Source organism: Chitinophaga sp. 10T418 (assembly GCF_056394125.1).
The window spans coordinates 106187-126356 of record NZ_JBFTHG010000002.1; the positions used below are offsets into that span (position 1 = coordinate 106187).

Annotated in this window: 11 protein-coding genes; all 11 read right to left on the reverse strand. The window is 43.4% G+C overall.

What is annotated here, in order from left to right; genetic code table 11:
- Nucleotides 1–5: 5 nt before the first annotated feature.
- The 11 genes from AC1DCV_RS04845 to AC1DCV_RS04895 all read right to left on the reverse strand — a co-directional run bounded on the left by AC1DCV_RS04845 (nucleotide 6) and on the right by AC1DCV_RS04895 (nucleotide 20112).
- The gene (locus AC1DCV_RS04845) at nucleotides 6–911 is read right to left on the reverse strand and encodes an alpha/beta hydrolase (RefSeq protein WP_477022118.1); all 906 of its coding nucleotides are present in this window, start codon (nucleotides 909–911) and stop codon (nucleotides 6–8) included.
- A gap of 21 nt (nucleotides 912–932) precedes the next feature.
- Nucleotides 933–3020 carry a beta-galactosidase gene (locus tag AC1DCV_RS04850; RefSeq protein WP_477022119.1) on the reverse strand — a complete coding sequence of 696 codons (2088 nt, stop codon included), beginning with the start codon at nucleotides 3018–3020 and terminating at the stop codon, nucleotides 933–935.
- 83 nt (nucleotides 3021–3103) lie between these two features.
- On the reverse strand, nucleotides 3104–3289 hold the full coding sequence (locus tag AC1DCV_RS04855; RefSeq protein ID WP_477022120.1) for a hypothetical protein: 186 nt from the start codon (nucleotides 3287–3289) through the stop codon (nucleotides 3104–3106).
- A gap of 97 nt (nucleotides 3290–3386) precedes the next feature.
- On the reverse strand, nucleotides 3387–5570 hold the full coding sequence (locus tag AC1DCV_RS04860) for a glycoside hydrolase family 3 C-terminal domain-containing protein (protein ID WP_477022121.1): 2184 nt from the start codon (nucleotides 5568–5570) through the stop codon (nucleotides 3387–3389).
- 49 nt (nucleotides 5571–5619) lie between these two features.
- The gene (locus tag AC1DCV_RS04865; RefSeq protein ID WP_477022122.1) at nucleotides 5620–7071 is read right to left on the reverse strand and encodes a cellulase family glycosylhydrolase; all 1452 of its coding nucleotides are present in this window, start codon (nucleotides 7069–7071) and stop codon (nucleotides 5620–5622) included.
- 31 nt (nucleotides 7072–7102) lie between these two features.
- Nucleotides 7103–8320 (reverse strand): glycan-binding surface protein, encoded by a 1218-nt coding sequence (locus tag AC1DCV_RS04870; protein WP_477022123.1) that lies wholly within the window; start codon nucleotides 8318–8320, stop codon nucleotides 7103–7105.
- Between the two features lie 22 nt (nucleotides 8321–8342).
- Nucleotides 8343–9920 (reverse strand): RagB/SusD family nutrient uptake outer membrane protein, encoded by a 1578-nt coding sequence (locus AC1DCV_RS04875; RefSeq protein WP_477022124.1) that lies wholly within the window; start codon nucleotides 9918–9920, stop codon nucleotides 8343–8345.
- A gap of 27 nt (nucleotides 9921–9947) precedes the next feature.
- Nucleotides 9948–13100 (reverse strand): SusC/RagA family TonB-linked outer membrane protein, encoded by a 3153-nt coding sequence (locus tag AC1DCV_RS04880; protein ID WP_477022125.1) that lies wholly within the window; start codon nucleotides 13098–13100, stop codon nucleotides 9948–9950.
- Nucleotides 13101–13222: 122 nt separating this feature from the next.
- Nucleotides 13223–13426: a hypothetical protein gene (locus AC1DCV_RS04885; RefSeq protein ID WP_477022126.1), complete on the reverse strand. Its 204-nt coding sequence runs from the start codon at nucleotides 13424–13426 to the stop codon at nucleotides 13223–13225.
- A gap of 675 nt (nucleotides 13427–14101) precedes the next feature.
- Nucleotides 14102–18202, reverse strand: a complete 4101-nt coding sequence (locus AC1DCV_RS04890; RefSeq protein WP_477022127.1) for a hybrid sensor histidine kinase/response regulator transcription factor — start codon at nucleotides 18200–18202, stop codon at nucleotides 14102–14104.
- A 248-nt stretch (nucleotides 18203–18450) separates the two neighbouring features.
- Nucleotides 18451–20112 carry an alpha-L-fucosidase gene (locus AC1DCV_RS04895; protein ID WP_477022128.1) on the reverse strand — a complete coding sequence of 554 codons (1662 nt, stop codon included), beginning with the start codon at nucleotides 20110–20112 and terminating at the stop codon, nucleotides 18451–18453.
- Nucleotides 20113–20170 lie beyond the last annotated feature (58 nt).

Consider the following 20170-nt stretch of genomic DNA (forward strand, 5'->3'; position numbering starts at 1 on the left):
TATTCTTACAATCGTTTAAAAATATGCTGAGAAAATAGGTACAGGTTACGATCCCACTCAATGTTATCATGCCCGTTAGTATCTACATTCCAAACATGGGTGACACCTATTTCGTTAAGATATTGATGGGCCCTTTCACTAATACTAAAAAGGCCATCTTTATTACCACATGCTACCCATAGCAGTTTCAACTTCTCCTTAGCAGTTTTGATATCCGGAACAAGTTTAACATCTGTATACATACCACCGAACATATTCGTATTAGGTGCTGAAGAAAATCCACCTACATAGGCAAAGATTTCCAGGTGATACAAACCTATATTTAACGACTGTCCTCCGCCCATTGACAAACCCGCTATAGCACGATGTTCACAGTCGCTGATGGTGGAATAATGTGAATCGATGTAAGGGATAATATCTTTCAATAAATCCTCTTCAAATGGCTTTCTGTAACCTTCAAAACTATCCGCTCTCCCGGAACGGTTTGCTGTGGATGTATCTGTCACTGTCAGCTTTGAATCGCAGTTGGGAAAAACCATTATTACAGGCTGAATTTTATGATCCGCAATCAGGTTATCGACAATGTTATCTGCCTGGCACCATTCAGTCCATTGACGATAGTCTGCTCCCAAACCATGCAACAGATACAGCACCCGATATTTCTTATCAGCCGAATATCCCGGAGGGGTATATACACTCATTTCCCGAAGTTTTCCCAGCGTTTTTGAGTGGTACTGAACAACTGCTAATTTTCCGTGAGGTATATTATTACGCTGAACATTAAATCCGGCTGGTGGATCAGGAAACGTGGGTACAGTGTCCACTTTAAAAGAAGCCCTGTCTGTTTGTGCCAGACAGATACGACTGGCCAGGATAAATACTATCGAAATAAATAAATATCTGTTACTCATTTTATTTTTTTTACGCTATTTTTATTCGTTCCAAACCAATACTCCTGCTGGTTCCAGCACTTTGCTCCCGATCAATATTTTAGCCGGGTCGGGTATTTTCATTTCATAATTATCAGAGGAATAATTCACTGCCACATAAAAACCATCTCTCCAATAAACAAATACGCCGGGAGGATAATTTTCAGTGGTAGCACCTGCTCCGGTGTAAATTTGTTTCATTATGTCCGCTTCCAGTTTAGCATCGTCTGTATCCACACCGATGTAGGTAACAGTGCCTTTACCCACTTTATGTTTCACTACAGCTGCTTTTCCTTTATAAAACTGGTTGTCATATACAGCAAGTGTTTCCGTGTTTTTATCAGGCGCCAGTAAATCAGCCCAGTTGTTCCAACTGTAATGGGCAGAGCCCATCAGGAGATCTCCTTTGGCGTTACCAGCAAGCATATCGGTTGCTTTCACCTGTGCACCTATCAGCCCGGATACAGGAGCGGCGCATTCCCCCTCCCAGAAGTGTCCCATGCGATCTTTGGTGGCGGTGCGGCAGGTAATAATCAAGTGTCCTCCGTTAGCTGCATATGCATGCCATTTTTTCACCAGGGCACTATCCACCATTTCGTATGCCGGAATAATCACAAATTTGTATTTCGACAAATCAGTTGTTTCCGCGATCAGGTCCACAGGCGCGCCAAATGACTTTGCTATTTCCAGGAATTTAATCGGGTAATTCCAGGTGTCCCATTGCCAGGTCTGTTTTTGCCGGTCAATAGTCCAGTAATTTTCCAGGTTCCAAAGAATTGCGGTTGACCGGGCAGTCAGTTTTTCAGGCATGGAAGCACCGGGTTTGTATCGTTTCCGCAGTTCCTTTATTTCTTTCATGTATTGCATATATTCCTCCCCGCCCTGCGAAGGGGTTACACCATCTGTTTGTATTACGCCGGCATGGTATTGTTCCGCACTATAATTGATCTGACGGAACCGGTAGGAACAGGCCAGCTTTCCACCCGCCGCGAATGTGTGGTACAGCCACATTCGCACCGTTCCCGGTAAAAGAAGCGGATTGTAATTCCCCCAGTTTACCGGGCCGGGTTGAATTTCCATCACGCCGGATACGCCGCCGACAGATTTATAATATTCAGCAGCAAAGAGAATCACTTTGCTATTTCCTAAACGAAAGCCCTGCTCCCCGATATTATTAGTACCTCCATTTGGGTAGGCAGTATAGGTAGCAAAATCGAGTTTATTCGTCCGCCTGGGATCTGCTCCTGTAGATACTGCTGTATAATTAGTGGTGATATATTGGTCTTTCGAGATGTGATTTCGCAGGATGTCAGCCTGAAAATCGAGGAATGCCCCCTGTGCATCTGCACTGTACCGCTTAAAATCCAGCAGGGCGTGGGGATTATTGCCCCACCACCCTACCAGATTCGTGTTAGGGATAATCACCTGGTCAAAATTGTTATACCACTGACTCCAGAAGGCTGTTCCCCAGGCGGTATTCAGGGCCTCAATTGTTTTGTATTTGTTCTTTAGCCACTGCCTGAATGCCTCCTGTGAAGACGGATTATAATCAGGCTTGGCATCCGGCTCATTGTCAAGTTGCCAGCCAATCACATCTTTATGCTGCCCGTAACGTTTAGCCATTTCCGTTACAATGGCTGCCACAAACTTCCGGTAAGTGGGGTTCACGATTGATCCCAATCCGCGCGTGCCCTGCTCACCGCGGATATAATGACCATCCATGACAAATGTTTCCGGATAATTCGTTCTCATCCAGGTCGGTGTGGTTGCGGAGGGTGTACACATCAGCACTTTCAGGTGATACTTTGTACAGAGGTTTATCACCTTATCGAGCCATGCAAACTCAAACTTTCCTTCTTCCGGTTCCATTTTAAACCACGCAAATTCCGCCAGGTGCACAAACTCATAGCCCATATCTGCAATCTTCTTTATATCCCGTTCCCACTGGTTTTCGTTCCAATGCTCGGGATAATAATAAATGCCGGTCGTAGTGAGATTTTTCTCCGGAAAAAAAGTGTGGCCTACCTGCGATGTTGCCTTAAATCCCGAAATCAAAATTGTAATTAAAGCAAGTATTGAATATCTATTCATCTGAAAATTTATTATTTTTTATCTGCAGCCAGCAATAATGTCATCTATAGTACGCTTATCAAGAAGGCGATTGCTGCGTCTGTCTAAGGCACCACCCGTATCCCGGAAAAATGGTTTAATACCATTGGCAACGGCTTGTTGTTTACATAGGTGACCCAGTGATCAACTGAATTATTATGCTTAACCATATCAAGCGGTGTGGAACGTCTGTAGGCGCCGTATCCGCCCAATAGGAAAGGAATTCCTTTGCCTACAAATTTTTGTTTCATTCTTTGAAAACAGGAAGCTATTTCGGCCTCCTCTCCCCAGGTGGCATTGCGGTCCGGCTCAATGCCAATTGCTGGTTTTCATATTCGTTGTATTTTATTACTTCACCGAAATTTTTATCGATTTTGAAATATTACGCGATGAATTACCAATGTGCATGACAAAATCACCTGCTTCCACATTCCAGTCTTTTTTTGTTTCATCATAAAATGCCAGATCTGCAATTTTCACTGTCAGCTCCACCGATTTTGCTTCGCCAGGCTGCAGAAAAATTTTTTCAAATCCTTTAAGTTCTTTTTCAGGGCGCAAAACAGTGCAAACAGGATCGCTGACATACAGTTGCACAACTTCTGCTCCGGCGGAAGAACCTGTATTTTTTACAGTACATTTTGCATGGATGGTTTCTCCTTTTTTATAGCTGCTTTTGTCCGTAGAAAAATTACTGATAGAAAAGCCAGTATAAGAAAGACCATATCCAAATGGGAATTGAGGAACAATTTTCTTTGTATCGAACCAACGATATCCTACCAAAATGTCTTCTTCATAATTCACAACAAGATTTCTACCGGGGAAATTGCCTAATGCATGTGCGGGTGACTGATCCAGCGACACCGGCAATGTGAATGGCAGTTTACCGGAAGGATTTACTTTACCACTCAACAGATCGGCCACTGCGTTTCCGGCTTCCATTCCACCAAACCACGACCATAATATAGCAGGTACCCGATGAACAATACCTGATAATTTTACGGGTGATCCGGCGATGATGACAACAATCGTATTAGGATTTGCTTTGGCCACCTCACGGATCAAAACATCCTGGCCATAAGGCAGATCCATATTTTGTTTATCAAAAGACTCTGTATCAAAATCATGATTTAATCCACCAAAAATGATCACTACATCTGATTTTTTTGCAACTTCTACCGCTTCATCAATCAATTTCCAATCAATCTTATCTGAGCTGGTTTGGCCGGCATTGCTGCCTTCCCTGAAAGTGGATTGTTTTGCATACCCCTGAGCGAAATTTACTTTCACTGTAGCTCCGAACTTTTTCCGGATAGCCTCCAGCGGGGTAATTTCGTACAGCGATTTTATTTCAGAACTAAGGCCTCCGTCACAATGCCTGCGTGTGGCATTATCACCAATAATCGCGACTGATTTTATGCTATTAAAATGAAGTGGAAGTATATTTCCGTTGTTTTGTAACAATACGGCGGCTTCCGCGGCATCGTTATATGCGGCTTGCTGATGTGCTGCGGTATTCATCTTCCCTTTCTCCCGTTTTTCTTCATCAAACATTTTTGTCTTTATCATTACCCGCAGCACGTTCGCTACCTTTTCATCAACAATGGCAACAGGAACTTTCCCCTCTTCCACTGCGTTAATGAGTGGATGAGCGAAATACCATTCGTTGTAATCTTTTTTATCCGTCCCCATTTCCAGATCAAGCCCGGTTAAAGCAGCTTTGACGGTGGTATGTGCAGCCGCCCAATCTGTCATTAACACCCCTTTAAAGCCAAATTCTTTACGAAGAATTTCTCTGTTCAGGTATTCATTTTCAGAACACCAGTTGCCCCTGAATTTATTGTATGCTGCCATTACTGTGTAGGCACCGCCTTCTGTTATGGATGCCTTAAACCCTGGCAAATAAATTTCACGTAATGCTCTTTCACTCATGTGCACATCAATGGAATCTCTATGATCTTCCTGGTTATTAGCCAACCAGTGCTTTACGCTTACCGCCACATCTTTTGACTGCAATGCTTTGATATAAGCAACTGACATCCGCGAAATAAGAAAAGGGTCTTCACTCATGTACTCGAAATTTCTTCCGCAAAGCGGCGAACGGATAATGTTGATGCCCGGTCCGAGTAAAATATCTTTTTTCCGAAAGCGGGCCTCTTCCCCCAGTACAATTCCCCGCCCGTAAGCCAGCTTAGGATTCCAGGTAGCAGCCAATGCAGTACCAGGAGGAAAGCAGGTGGCGGAATCATTGGTCCATCCTGCATAAGCCCAGTCGTGCCGGTTTATTTCTGCACGTACGCCATGAGGGCCATCGCTCAGTGCCCATTCAGGAATTCCCAATCTTTTTACTCCCGATACGTAAAATTTTGAATTGCCATGCAGGAGACTCACTTTTTCTTCCAGCGTCATCTGACTGATTAATGAGTGGATCTTCTCCTCCTGCATTTTGTCGGTTACCATCTGCTGCGCATCGGCTATACCGGCCATTATGATGCCGGTAAAGCCGAATACTAATTGCCTTACTATTCTTTTCATTTATGTTAATTTCCTGTTTCAATATATTCAATAGCAACCCTGCCTGTTTCTATCTGCCCCCGGCAACAAGGGCATCAATAGTGCGTTTATCAAGCACCGTATTATTCCGCCTGTCCAAAGCACCACCTGTATCCCAGAAAAAAGGTTTCATACCGCTGGCGATTGCCTGTTTGGTTACATAGGTCAACCAATAATCCACGGCATCATTGTGGGTGTTCAGATCTTTGGGAACATGCCTGCTGCCGCCACGCCTGTATGCGCCGTATTCGCCCATGATGACAGGGATTTGTTTATCGGTGAATTTGGTTTTCATCTTGCCAAAGCCGCTGTTTACATCCCCTTCTTCTCCCCAGGTGGCATTCCGGTCTGGTTCAATGGTAGAATGATGTCCTGCGCCCCAGTAATAAAACATTTTTCCCCAGGATGCATCGTCCTCCATTAAACAGAACTGGTATGGCGTGTAGTAATGTACTTCCACCATCATGCGATCTTTTACCGCATCTGTGGGGAGCGTATTCATCAGGTTATTGGTTTTATCAATATCGGTTGCAGGTCCCTGCACCACCAGTACCCTGTAGCTGTTACGTCCACCGGTGGATCTGACGGCGTTGATGAAGGTTTGATGATAGCTGGTGAGTATGTCCATCTGCTCTGCATTTTCTGCCGGAGGTTCATTGGCGCTTGCGAACATCAGGTGCTCATCAAAATCACGCATGGTGGTAGCAATTTGTTCCCAGAATGCTTTTTGTTTCGCATTGACAGAATCTTTTTTTGCCTTGTTAATATTTGCATCCAGCCAGCCACCATCCCAGTGGATATTGAGTAAAACATACATATCGTTATTGACGCAATATTGAACTACCTGTTTTACCCGGTTGAGCCATGCATCCTGGATCTTGGCAGTCGCTTTATCAGAATACTGGTCCCACGCACATGGCAGGCGGATGGCATTAAATCCCTGCTGTTTTACAGCCCGTACATAACTTTCATTGATCAAGGGATTTCCCCATGCGGTTTCTCCACCAATAGCTTCCAGGGTATTGCCGATGTTCCAGCCCAGTTTAAATTTAGCTGCGAGCTGCACTGCGTTGCTTCCCATACCAGTTGAATTGGCAGGAGCAGGAGATGTATTATAGCCGGGATATATGCCGCTGGCCTGTGTTACCTTAACCCTGCGCGTCTGGCTATTACCGGCATTCACCACCAGCACAACGGAACGGGAAGCGCCAGTGGTATTGGGTACAGTCGTCAGCCGGATAGCAGCCTTGCTGCTACCACCCGTTGACTGACTTAACTGCAACCAGGAAGTAGCCGGATTTTCAATATTCCAGTCTACGTTACTGGCGATAGTTACATCGGAAGCGCCACCTTCCGGCTGAAAAGCAATGTCAGATAAAGAAACCGACAATTCAGGCGCAACCACGCTCTTTTTACTACAGTATGCAAACATTACAGCGGAAATCACCAATGCGATAAGTGCATACCAATTTCTGGTTTTCATATTGTTGAGATTTGGTTAAAAATCTTTGGTGTTATTTAATCTTCACCACCCGGATATTATCGACAGCAGCTTTTAAACCGGAAGTTGAAGGGGAGGCTGAAAAGTTTTTGGTATGAATATTTACAGATCCTTTGGCCGTGCTACCCAGCAAGGTAGTCAGGCTTGCGGCTGCCGAACCTTTACCATCACTGGTTCTGAACGTTGATAACGGAAGGGTCACCGTACGCCACCCTCTGGTGGAAAAGGGGGTAACGGCGCCATCAGCGCCCTGCCATGGTTCATAGCGGGAAATGTAATCAAATGAGTTACCTTTTAATACATAAACAGAGGTGCCGGTCCATGCGCCGGGTACATTGATCTCAAACTTAACGGCATATTGATCAACAGAAACGCTTAAACTGTCAACAGGGATCCACTGTACATCGCTGCTATTTATACTCCGTTGCCAATTCCACCAATTGCCATCACCGGCAGGCAAAACATCGTTGTTTAGCACTGCATAACGCCCCCTGTTACCGGGAAAATTGGCGCTGCTGTTATCTGTGCCGGTGCCCCAACTGAAAGTATTTATATTATCAAAATTACAGAGAACACCGGTCGTGGAATCGTTTACATTAAAGGCGGTAGCAACGATCCCGGATTTTGTGTCGATCACCACCGGTCCACTTTGTGAAAGCGCCGGTAGTACAAACCCGATTGACGTACCATCGCCGGCTGCCTTATAATTGGTAATTGGCGTACCGGCAAAAGTTATTTTGTTTATGAAAAACAAATTCAACCCGGAGATATACACAGAATCGCCCGCGTTGGCGTTTTCGTTGGAAATGCTGGTAATAGTGGGCGGCGGGGCCACAATGCCGAATGTAAAAGTGGTAGCCCCATGTTTGGTAATATACCGGATGGTATTCAGGCTTTCCGCAGGCACCGATGGAAATGGTATTACGGCAGGCACCAATACGGTAGCACTGGTGTCTGAAAACAAGATGCTGCTGATAGTGGCAGGTACGCCGTTGAAAGAGATCTGTACCGCATCCTTTAAGTTACGTCCGACTAACACCACCCGTTGACCGGTAGTGATAGCATTAACAAGTGTATCATCAGGAGAGGCTGCATAATTTCTAACACTTGTTATAACAGGAGCTCCTTCAGTGGTGTCTTTCTTACAAGCTGATTGCAATAGGGCAAAGACAGCAGTAAGCGCCCCAAAAAGTACCTTCCTGAAAATCTGGTTGAATATTACTTTATTCACGGTATAATAGTTTTAGTATTTTTTAATAATAAGATACCGGAGCTTCCAACAGTTTAGGATTGGCCGTCACCTCAGAAGAAGGAATTGGAAAAGTGAAACTTTGAATGGTGGCAGGCGTAATAGTACCAAATGGATCTTTGGCTGTTACCACACCATCCGTAATGGTAAATGTTACCCGCTTTTCCCCATTTAATTTGCTGATTGCCTTGGAAGGATTGTAATAGGATAATCTTACCAGGTCTGTCCAATATTGTCCCTCTGCCGCCAGTTCAATTCTTCGCTCATTAATCAGGGTATCGATATCTATTTTAGTGGTTKGAGCCATCCTGGCTCTTGCACGAACTTTGTTAAAGTAAAGAAGCGCCTCGGCGTCAACACTTGAACCATTGTTACCAAGTATTGATTCAGCGTAAATGAGGTAAACATCCGCCAGTCTTAATAAAGCATTATGTTCTGTAGAGGAAGTCAGGTTCATTGTTGGCGAACTGTTATCCTTATTGGTGCCGATAATATGCTTCTTCAATCCGGCATCACCTGTAAATGTATATCCTCCGCCTGCAGCGTTCAACTCCGGGTAATGATCCCCTTTAATCATAAAGGTAGCCTTACGCCTTAGAGAATCCCTGGTGGAGTAAAGTTGGTACATATCTATGGTTGGGCTAATAGCAAACCAGCCCGCCGATCCATTGGCAGATATTTCTGTACCTCCCGGAGAATAGATCTGCAGCATATTTCCTTCTAACCAACCCCCACCCGGGGCCCACTGCAATGCAAACAATGACTCCGGATTGTCGTTAAACTGGGTTTTAAAGAGATCCGCATAATTAGCTACCAATGCCAGGCCACTGTTCTTACACACATTTCCGGCGTATTTTTTTGCACTATCCAGGTAAGCCTGGTTCCTGGTCCCTCCCTGCTGATTTAATCCGGCTGCTGTCAGATAAACCTTACTTAACATGCCTTGTGCCGACCAGGTAGTTACTCTTCCGGCAGCATCGGCTGGTGGAAGATTTCCAACTGCAAACCTCAGATCATTAATGGCGAATTTATATACGTCCTCCGTTTTTATACGGTTAATCAATGGAGATACAATCAGTTTACTGTTATCTTCAATAACGGGTACTGCGCCCCATAGCACAGCCAGATTATAATAGGCAAATCCACGTATAAATCGGGCTTCAGCAATAGCAGCAAATTTGTCTTTATCAGGGATGGAAGCCGGTGCCTTTTGTGTAATGGCATTAATAGTAACATTACAGTGTGCAATCACATTATACAATCCTTTCCAGTTGGAAATCATAATGCCGTTTAAGCCGGTAACTGTAAAAGTATTAAGTTGTACGGCATCTCCCCAGAAATTAACTCCCATATTTCCACTCAGCACATCACCGACAGGTAAATAACAATTATAGTTCCAGCTGCCCCAGGGTGTACCAGCATACAATGCAGCTGTTGCCAACCTGAGATCATTGGGAGTTTGATAAAAATTATCAGCACTTATCTGCGACAGTGGCGGACGATCCAGGAAGCTTTTGGAGCATCCTGTTATAGCTATCGTAATTAGCAGGAAGACAATTATTTTATCCAATATTGATCTCATAACTATTTATATTAACAGATGAATATTTTATTTGGTCAATTTAATGTTGGCACCAATGGTAAACACACGGGGCTGCGGATAAAAACCGCCGTCAACGCCAGCACTCAGCGGGTCCCATGATCCAATCTCAGGGTCCATACCTTTATAGTTTGTAATAATGAATGCATTGGAGACATTGAAATAAACTCTCAGGTATTTAATGCTGGCTTTACTGATCAGTTTTTCGGGGACCGTGTATCCTAAAGAAATATTTTTACATCTCAAAAAAGTGCCACTTTCTACGAACTTGTCAGAATTCCTGTTATTATCATTGGTATTATCATTTCTAAGCCCGGGTATCCTTGTTTCTGGGTTAGTCACCTTTATATTATCAATATCAGTAGCATCCCCTTTCGGGTCGATCAGGGTTAGTTTCGCATAGTCCGTTAACGACTTGAAATAACCAAAACTGGTGCCCGGGTATTCTCCATTTACGCGAAGCTGATTAAATACTTTATTGCCAACATTTGCTGCGAAAAATATATTCAAATCAATATTTTTATAGGAGAAGGTATTGTTGAAACCAATTTGGTATTTGGGTATGGGGGAACCGAGAAAGGTTTGATCATGTTCATCGATAATGCCGTCGCCATTAAAATCTTTGAACTTCAGATCACCATACCAGATGCTTCCGCCGGCTGCCCCTACTGGCAATGGCACACCATTTTTAGTGGGTCGTGCATGGGTCTCCAATTCTTTTTTTGTTGCATACACGCCTCCGTCAATCACATATCCGTAAAACTCGCCGATAGATCTGCCTACCACCGTTTTGCTGTACTGCCTGTCCAGTGAAGCGCCATCTGTATTGAGCTTAAGGACTTCATTAATATTGCGGGAAACAGTTAAATCAGTTTTCCAGCTAAAATTTTTGGTCTTAATACTGGTGGAACTGATTCTAAAATCAAAGCCTTTGTTATTAACCGTACCTACATTGACATACGGGGCTTCCATCGAGCCTGGCGAATAACCAATTGCCGTTCCGGAATACATAGGTAAAGGGATCTGCAGAACAAGACCATCGGTTTTGCGATTATAAAAATCAACGGAGAAGTTTATTCTCCAGTTAAAAAGCGTTCCCTCCAGCCCGATGTTTGCATATTTTGTTTTCTCCCATTGTACATAAGGGTTCCCTACATTCTGGGTAAGCTGTGCGATGCCCGTCAGCCCGGTAGCCACCGTGGCCAGTGTGGAGGTATAGGCATAGTCCCGGATATTCTGATTATTCGTTAACCCATAACCCAGGCGCAGCTTTAACTCATTAATATTCTTTGCAGTCTTCAGAAATTCTTCATTATTTAATTTCCACGCAAATGCGCCTGAATAGGTATTCACCCAGCGGTTTTCCGGGGCAAACTTTGAAGAGCCGTCTGCACGGAGATTGACAGTAAACAGGTACTTGTCATTGAGGCCAAAATTAATACGGCCAAAGTACGATTCCTGGGCACTTTGTCCTTTACTACCACTATTAGCAGCGGTGGTAGGATCGCCACTACTGATTACCTGCACATTATTAGAAGGGAAATTTGACCTGGAGGCGCCGGAACCTTCATTGGTGCTTAGTTGTGCCTCATGCCCCAGTAACACATTTACATTGTACCTGTCTTTAAACAGATGTGAATAGGTAAGGAAGTTTCTTAACGTTGTAAATAAACTTTGCGAATAATCATAGGACGCGCTGTTAGTATTATTTTTCACAAGACCAAATGTATAGGAAGGACTAAACCGGTCCTGCGTTGCCATTGAAAAACTTGCAGTGCCTTCATTTCGAAGGGTGAGGTCTTTGGTAAAAGCAATTTCTGCATATAAATTACCAAAAAGCTGGTTTCTTTTTGCCTGGTCTTTATTAATGAGGGCAATCGCATATGGGTTCACCGTACTGTTCACCCATCCGTTCGGGTTATAGGCCCCTCCCCAGCTACCATCCTCATTTTTCACGGCAATATCCGGCGTCTGACTTAATGCGGTATTAATGACATTCGAGCTGGTCGAATTCACACTTTCCTTGATATTAACTAATTGAAGACTGGTACCGATCTTTAACCAATTGGTCGTTTTATTATCAAGATTCAGTCTTAACGACATCCTGCGGAAATTGGAGCCAAGGGCAATACCTTCCTGGTTGAAATAAGACCCCGAAAGCAGATACTGTGTTCTTACATCCCCTCCATTAATAGTTAAGGTATGGTTGGACATCGGCGCATTTCTGAAAAGCTCTTTCTGCCAGTTAGTGCCTTCGCCCAGATACTTTGGATTGACAAATTCCGGCCGGGTATCAAATCCCCATCCTAAACCTGTATTCCTTTCATTTATAAACGTGGCATACTCCCTTAAATTCATCACCGGCAACTTTTTAGGTATCTGCTGGTAGCCGGTGTACATATCGTAAGAAATACTCGGTGGAGCAACCTGTCCCCTCTTGGTGGTTATTACGATTACACCATTTGTTGCCTGCGAACCGTAAATTGCCGTAGCGGATGCGTCTTTCAACACATCAATGGACTCCACTTCGGAAGGATTGAGCCCTGCCAACGGATTGACTCCCGCGCCCAATGTAGCTGTACCGCCAATGATAATTCCATCTACTACATACATCGGAGAACCTCCGCCAAAAGAAGACAAACCACGGATCTGTACAGACACCGCTCCACCTGGTTGACCTGATATTTGTTGAACCACTAACCCGGGAACCTTCCCTTGTAAAGCCTGGTCCAGGGTGACTGGTTGTGTTTTGCGGATCTCGTCACCGGAAACAGAAGATATCGCGCCAGTAACGTCCGGCCGTTTTACTTTGCCGTAACCAATTACCACCACATCCTCCAGTTGTGAAATATTCTCCGTCATTTCTATTTCCAGGGAAGCAGTTTTAGCCACCACTTCTTTTTTCTGGTAACCTATCATCGTAATTACCAATACACTTCCACTGGCAGCATCGATCGTAAACCGCCCCTCTCCATTAGTAATAGTAAAGCGGCTGGTGTTTTTTAAGGTAACAGTGGCGCCCGGAATCGGGGAATTACTTTTACTGATGATTCTACCACTTATTTTTAATGCTTGTGCAGAGAGGTTTATGCTGGAAAGGAATCCCAAAAGAATACCCAATAGCGGTAGTATTCGCAAGCGAATCATTTTGGTTGACTTCATTTTTTTAATTTTAACTTGTGCAGATGATTATCCTCAACAGGCATTTTTCAGCGAGGATGACATTTCATAACGCCGGAACATTTGTGACAGGAACCAGGCAATCGATACGTGCTAATTCTTTTTCAATAGAATTCCTTCTCATACATCACTTTTTCAACATGATCAGTGACGACTTCAAGTTTAACTGTTTTAGGTAAACGACTAAGCAGAGGAACAGTAAACGTCAACAGATGGTCAGGATCTGCCATATGAGCAGATGGACTTGCCGGTAAGTCACCAAACGAGACATAAGCCGACAAGCAAAGTGGCAGCAATTGTAGTTTCATATACGTGGATTGAATATTGTAAAGCTATTGTTATGTTGTCTCAATCAGGGGGGCCACTTGATTCAACCATGAGGCCCAAATGTTACAATTCAGTAAATTTCCCCGTCAAAGACTTAACAGGGAGTTAGATTTCACTCTATCTTTTTTAAAAAACTTCCCATATCGTTTAATTTATTCTACCTGAGGATTCATGATCACCATCCCCTGTTCATAAGACTGACTTTCAAAAACCAGGGAAAACCGGGCCTCCATGTTGCATTCATCCAACATCCTCTTTTCTCCCTACCCGGCTGTCCTGATAATAATATAGCATGACTGGCTTCCTACCACCCGTAATTTGTTTCAATACATTTCTGATAATGTAATTTGGGCGTAAGATATCTGCACCAGCCTCTTTGTTTCTATTACCTTAGATGCTAAAATCGTTTGGGTAGTATTCACACCATTTTGAAGTGTCACTGACTCTGCTGTGTGGATGCGGCAACATCAATAAATTATTAAATAGCGCAGAAGCCAGCAGGCTAAACAGCAGCAATCGCAATTTCATATACGTGGATTAGATCCTGTAAAACTATTGCTATGCCGGCAGAAACCCGGGAGTCAAATCATTCAACCAGGGGGCACAAATGTTGCAAATAACTGGATATCACCAATAATATTTCAATAGGTAAGCGATTAAAGGTTTTTATTCTTAAGATTAGCCAAATATTCTGAAGGCGTAATTTTGAATTCTTCCTTGAAAATCTTGCGGAATATCTTTGGATCATTAAAACCTACCTGGTATGCCACTTCAGAAATAGACATCCCGCTTTTGTCTAACAATTGAACAGCTCTTTTCAAACGGATCGACCGAATAAAATCCAACGGTGACTTTCCGGTCAGCGATTGTATCTTTCTGTACAGGGTAACCCTGCTCATGTACATCTCTTTGCTAAACTCATCTACTGAAAATTCCGGGTTATCTATTTGTTTTTCAATAATTTCCATTGCCTGTTGAAGGAATTTTTCGTCTACCGGCGTTATCGTCACCTCTCTGGGATTGACTTCTATCTGCTTTTGGAACCGCTTTTGTAATAACCGCTGTTGAGCCAGCAAATTACTGATGCGCGAAGCCAGGATTTCAAAAGTGAAAGGTTTGGTGATGTAATCGTTCACCCCTGCTTTCAAACCCTCCAGCTGCTTTTCTTCACTTCCCATGGCTGTAAGCAGGATAACAGGAATATGAGCAGTAAGTGTTTCGCTTTTAATTTTCCTGGCAAGTTCAACTCCGTCCATTAAGGGCATCATGATATCGCTTACCACAAGGTCAGGATTTAATAGTCTTATTTTCTCCCAGCCTTCCTTTCCGTTTGTGGCTTCTTCAATATGATATTGCCCCTTCAGGTTGTCCTTTAAATAAAAGCGCAGGTCTTCATTGTCTTCTACTATGACTATTGTCTTCTTCTTATCTCCTTTTTTCCTTTCTTCCATCATTATTTGTTCTCCTTCCTCTGAGAATACAGGACTGGTTATAGTCCGGCCAGAAGAAACATATATTTTTTTTGCAGGAAGCAGCACTGTAAAACACGTCCCCTTGTCTGGCTCGCTTTTCACAGTAATGATCCCGTTGTGCAATCTTACAAACTCTTTCGTGATGGCCAAACCTAAACCGGTTCCCTGGTTTACCATGCTCTCCGGAACATCTGTCTGAAAAAATCGTTCAAATATCTTTTCATGCTGATCGGCCGGAATGCCAATACCAGCATCCTTCACCTCAATAGCCAATGTTCCATCCGCTTCATCATTTGCCGGCTGCTTATACGTTAAGTTAACGCTCACCATCCCATTATCATGAGTATACTTAAATGCATTGGATAACAAGTTGAATAAAATCTTCTCGATTTTATCCCTGTCAAAATAAATTTCAAGGCTATCTACGTTGGACGCGAATGAAAACCGGATCTTCTTTTTTTCTGCTATATCAGTAAAAGAGTAACTGGTTTCCTTACAAAATCTAACAATATCGCCTATAGCAGGATGCAATTTTACTTCCTGCACTTCCATCTTCCTGAAATCGAGCAGCTGGTTTACAAGATTTAATAGGCGCTTTGCGTTACGCTGCACAAGACTTAACTGCTTTACCTGTTCTTCATCTGAAGTATGCTGAATGATTTTATCCAGTGGTGCAATAATAAGACTTAACGGTGTGCGGAATTCGTGGCTTACGTTGGTAAAGAATTTTGTCTTTAACTGTTCCAGCGCATGGGCCCTTTCAGCTTCCCTGCGCTGTTGCCGGACTTCAAAGCGCATATGTATCCTCTCTAACGTAATACGTCGGATAAGTAAAAACAGTCCCGCAACGACCAATAGGTATATAATATATGCAAAGGGCGTTCTCCAGAATGGGGGTTCAATATGAATTTGCAGCGTTTTTATGTCGCTCCACAAACCAGTCCTGTTCAAAATCCTCACTTTAAAAACATAATGACCAGGATTAAGATTTGTATAGGTGGCTCTCCGCTGATTACCATCGGTATACAACCAGTCTTCATTAAACCCTTCCAGCATATATGCATATCTGTCATAGGCGTTATGAGAAAAATCAAGTGCAGCAAAGTCGATAGAAAAAACGTTTTCTTTATATTTCAGGTCAATACTTTGAAGCTGAGATAAAGAGCGTTTAAGGAGTACCCTGCTATTGACCAATTCGCCGGGTTCTATATTCTTATTTAATATCTGAAAACCGGTAAAAACAATCTTAGGATGATAAACAGATTTACCGATAGCAGCAGGATTAATAATGTTAAAACCAGAAGGTCCGCCAAAGATCAATTCACCTGTCTTCGTCTTTAATGCCGCATTATCGTTGAATTCACGGTTTTGCAGGTTGTTTGCGGCATCATAACTGATGACAGAAAAAGCCATCTGTTTATTCTCCTGGCGGGGAATGACGTTACATAAACCATTGGGCGTAGAGATCCAGAGTGTCTGGTGATTATCCTCAAGAATATTCAGGATCATATTATCGGGAAGACCGTTGGATATGGTGAATGTCTGAAACTCTTTTTTTTGTTCATCAAACAAATTCAAACCCTCTCTGGTGCCTACCCAAATCCGTCCTTTACTGTCTTCCAAAAGGCTCATAACAGCATTATCGCTTAAACTGTTCTTTTTATTTGTATCCTGATAAACAACAGCATCAGTGTTATTCTTTCCAATAACCGCAATACCGGAACCTGTGCCAATCCATAAATTCCCCTTCCTGTCCTGCATCATGCCAGAAATATAGTTAGAAGGTATAATTCCCTGCCCACTTCTATAATGATAAAACTGGTTTGTCTTTCTGTCCAAACGATCCATGCCGCCCCCCAAAGTGCCGATCCATAAATTCCGATCCCTGTCTTCAAATATTTCCCATACCTTGTCATCTGTCAAACTACCGGAATCACGATCGCTATGCCTGTATCGGGTAAACTTCCTGCCATCGAAGCGATTGAGGCCACCCAGGTATGTTCCGATCCAAAGAACATCCTCATGATCCATCCACAAGCTCACAATCACATTGTTACTCAGGCTGTTTTCATTTCTCGGATCATACAGGTATTGTTTGAAAGTATTATTCTTTCTATTAAAGTAGATCAATCCTCCACCATTGGTGCCAATCCAGATATTACCAGCTTTGTCTTCAATAAAACGGTTTACATCATCGAACTGCAGGCTTTTCCCATTTAATTCCTGGTGATGGTAATAGGAGAATTGAACGATGTTACTATTATAATAATTCACGCCCTGCTTGTAAGTTCCCAGCCATATAATTCCCTGGTCATCTCTATAGATCGTGGTGATGCTATTCTGGCTGATGCTCTTTGGATCATTGGGATTGTTCAACAGATAACTGGTGGTGCTGAGCCTGTTCTTTTTGTCGATCAGCGTTACTCCTCCATGATCGGTTCCTATCCATATCAAACCATTACTATCCTGAACAACCTGGCTTACCAGTTCTGAACTCAATCTCGTTGGAAAAGAATTCTTATCAAACTGTGTGATGGTATTATCTTTCGGGTGAAAAAGAAAAATGCCGAAGTTGTATCTCCAGAGCCAGATATCATTATCGTTGTCTATAAAAAGACGGTATGGGTTATCACCTTTATTCTGTTTCTGTAAAACAGCAGTGGAAAAAATTATTTTTTCCAGCGTGATGTCATACTCCTGCAAAACACCTGATTGGTATACCAGCCACAGCTTTCCATCCGTGGTTTCGTTTATAGATGTAATTTTTTCAGAAGGCTGACCTGCCTTCTGTTTAAATGGTTTTACAATTTTATCATCAGCTGAATACAAAAATAAGCCCTTATCATCATACAGGAACCAGTATCTGTTGCTGCTGCCCTTTACAATATTGGAAACAGMACCAGATGGCAAACCGATGGAATGTAAATAGCTATCGCTGTTGGCATTAAATTTCTCTGTATCCGGATTATAAATGCAGGGGCCGCCCATTGTCGATACCCACATTTTTTTATCCGGTAGCTCATAAAGTGACAGGATATTATTGTCCTTCAGTGATGAACTGTCATTGTGATCTTTACGAAATATTCTACAGGAATATCCGTCATAGCGATTAAGTCCATATGTAGTACCAAACCATAAAAAACCGTCCCGGTCTTTTATCACGGCATTTACCTGGTTATGTGACAGACCGGTATACGTATTGATCTTGGAAAAATTATAATGCTCGCTTTGTGCTAAAACATAAAAAGATTGTAAAAGCCCCAAAAAACAAAAAAGGTAACGCATTGCATCAAGTTTAACAGGTAAGAGTCAGCGTTATTCCGACAAATCCATTCTACCATCTCCACTAATCCATATTTACCATTGCTTTTATCACCCCGTTGCACAGAAGAAGCCAGCTTGCGAAGACGTCTTTTACCTGTTCCGGGTTAGCCTGGTGTCCAACACCATAAGCAAGTTTCCCGATCCGCTGGTGCCAAATACAATCTTTGGAAAAGTCATCTCTCTTTTCTTTGACCTTTTAACCTTAATATTTATGCAGGCAGCACTTTTAATACAAAGGCATCTTCATGAGGTTTGTTTTCCGGCAGCTTCACCACCAACCCGTTATCACCGCGTTCAACATGCAGCGATTCGCTTCCTCCCAGTAATTCCACCTGCCTTATTTTCCCAGGATAGTGCTGACTGTTACCCGATAAAGATTTTATGTTGACGGCTCCATTAACAGGCCAGCCCATCACGATACAGTACAACGCATCTCCTTTCATCGTAAAACGTATATCAGCCGCTCCCATTGGCTTGCCTTTGCCTTCGTTGAAACCCTGTGCACTCAATGGTGCCGCAGATTCAATGGCGGGGCCTTCGCCAAATATTTTCCAGGGGCGCGTATCATAGATCGCTTCACTATTGATGCCCATCCATGCAGTGATGCCGGCTATTACTTTTCTTTCCTCACTATCAATCGTACCATCTCCTCTTACAGGAATACTCAGGAGGAAGTTCCCATTTTTACTTACCACATCTGCCAATGTGTGAATCACTGTTTTAGCCGTTTTATAGCGACGGTTATCGTAAATGGAACGGTCGTAATGCCAGCTACCGATGCAGGTATCGGTTTGCCATACAAAAGGTTCAATCTGGTTGCTCTGGCCCCGTTCTATATCCCACACCATACATTTACGCTGTTCTTCATCCAGGATCTTTCCATTCAGTACGGCCTGTAATTTCCCGTGTTTTTTGATGCTGCTGTTGTACAAGTGCGCAGCTATCCTCAGACCAGCATCACTTACAGGCCACAAAGGAAGTGCGGTATCGTCGAAATAAATAAGATCAGGTGAATACTTATTAATCAGGTCAATCGTGCGGTTATAGAACTGCTCAAAGTAGGCTTTATCCGGGATGGTGCATCCCTGGGCAGCATCCCAGTTCCATATCTTGTGAATCATACCGCTATCTTCAGCATTTTTGCTGAGCGCATGGTTTTGCGCATATAGGCCCTGTGGGTCGAGGCCTTCCCACCAGGTACCTTTGCCGTCAGCCTTCGTTAGTTTGCCATCATAAGGTATGCCGGCCAGCGGGCCATTCTTATCTGAGCGCTGGGCTGTTTCATAAAAAGTCCAGGCATGAGCCGCGTGAACGCTTACCCCAAAGTGAAGCCCCTGTTTACGTGCCGCTTTCTCCCACCCCCCGATGATATCTTTCTGCGGTCCCAGCTTTGTGGAATTCCAGGGCTGGTATTTACTGTTGTAATTATCAAAATTATCATGGTGGTTAGCCAGCGCCACGAAGTATTGTGCGCCGGCATTTTTATATAATTCCATTAACTCGTCCGGGTTCCAGTTCTCTGCTTTCCATTGCCGGATTACGTCTTTGAACCCCGCTTTAGAAGGATGACCATATTCTTTCACATGCGAGTTGTACTGCCAGCCACCTTCTTCATACATCCCCCGTGCGTACCAGTCGCCATGCTCCGGCTGGCACTGCGCCCCCCAGTGTGCCCATATGCCAAACTTGGCATTACGGTACCAATCCGGCACCGTATACTGTTTGAGCGATTCCCACGATGCTTTAAACGGGCCTTTGGCAACCGGCTCTCCGGGTGTCGCTATTCCAGCCAAACTATTACCCATTGCCTTTGATATCCAGAGTGCGGGCAATACTCCTGCTAATCCTTTTATGATGGTTCTGCGTTCCATAAGTATGAAATTTATCAGGACGATGATTAATTCTAATTACTGTCAACTAGACACTTAT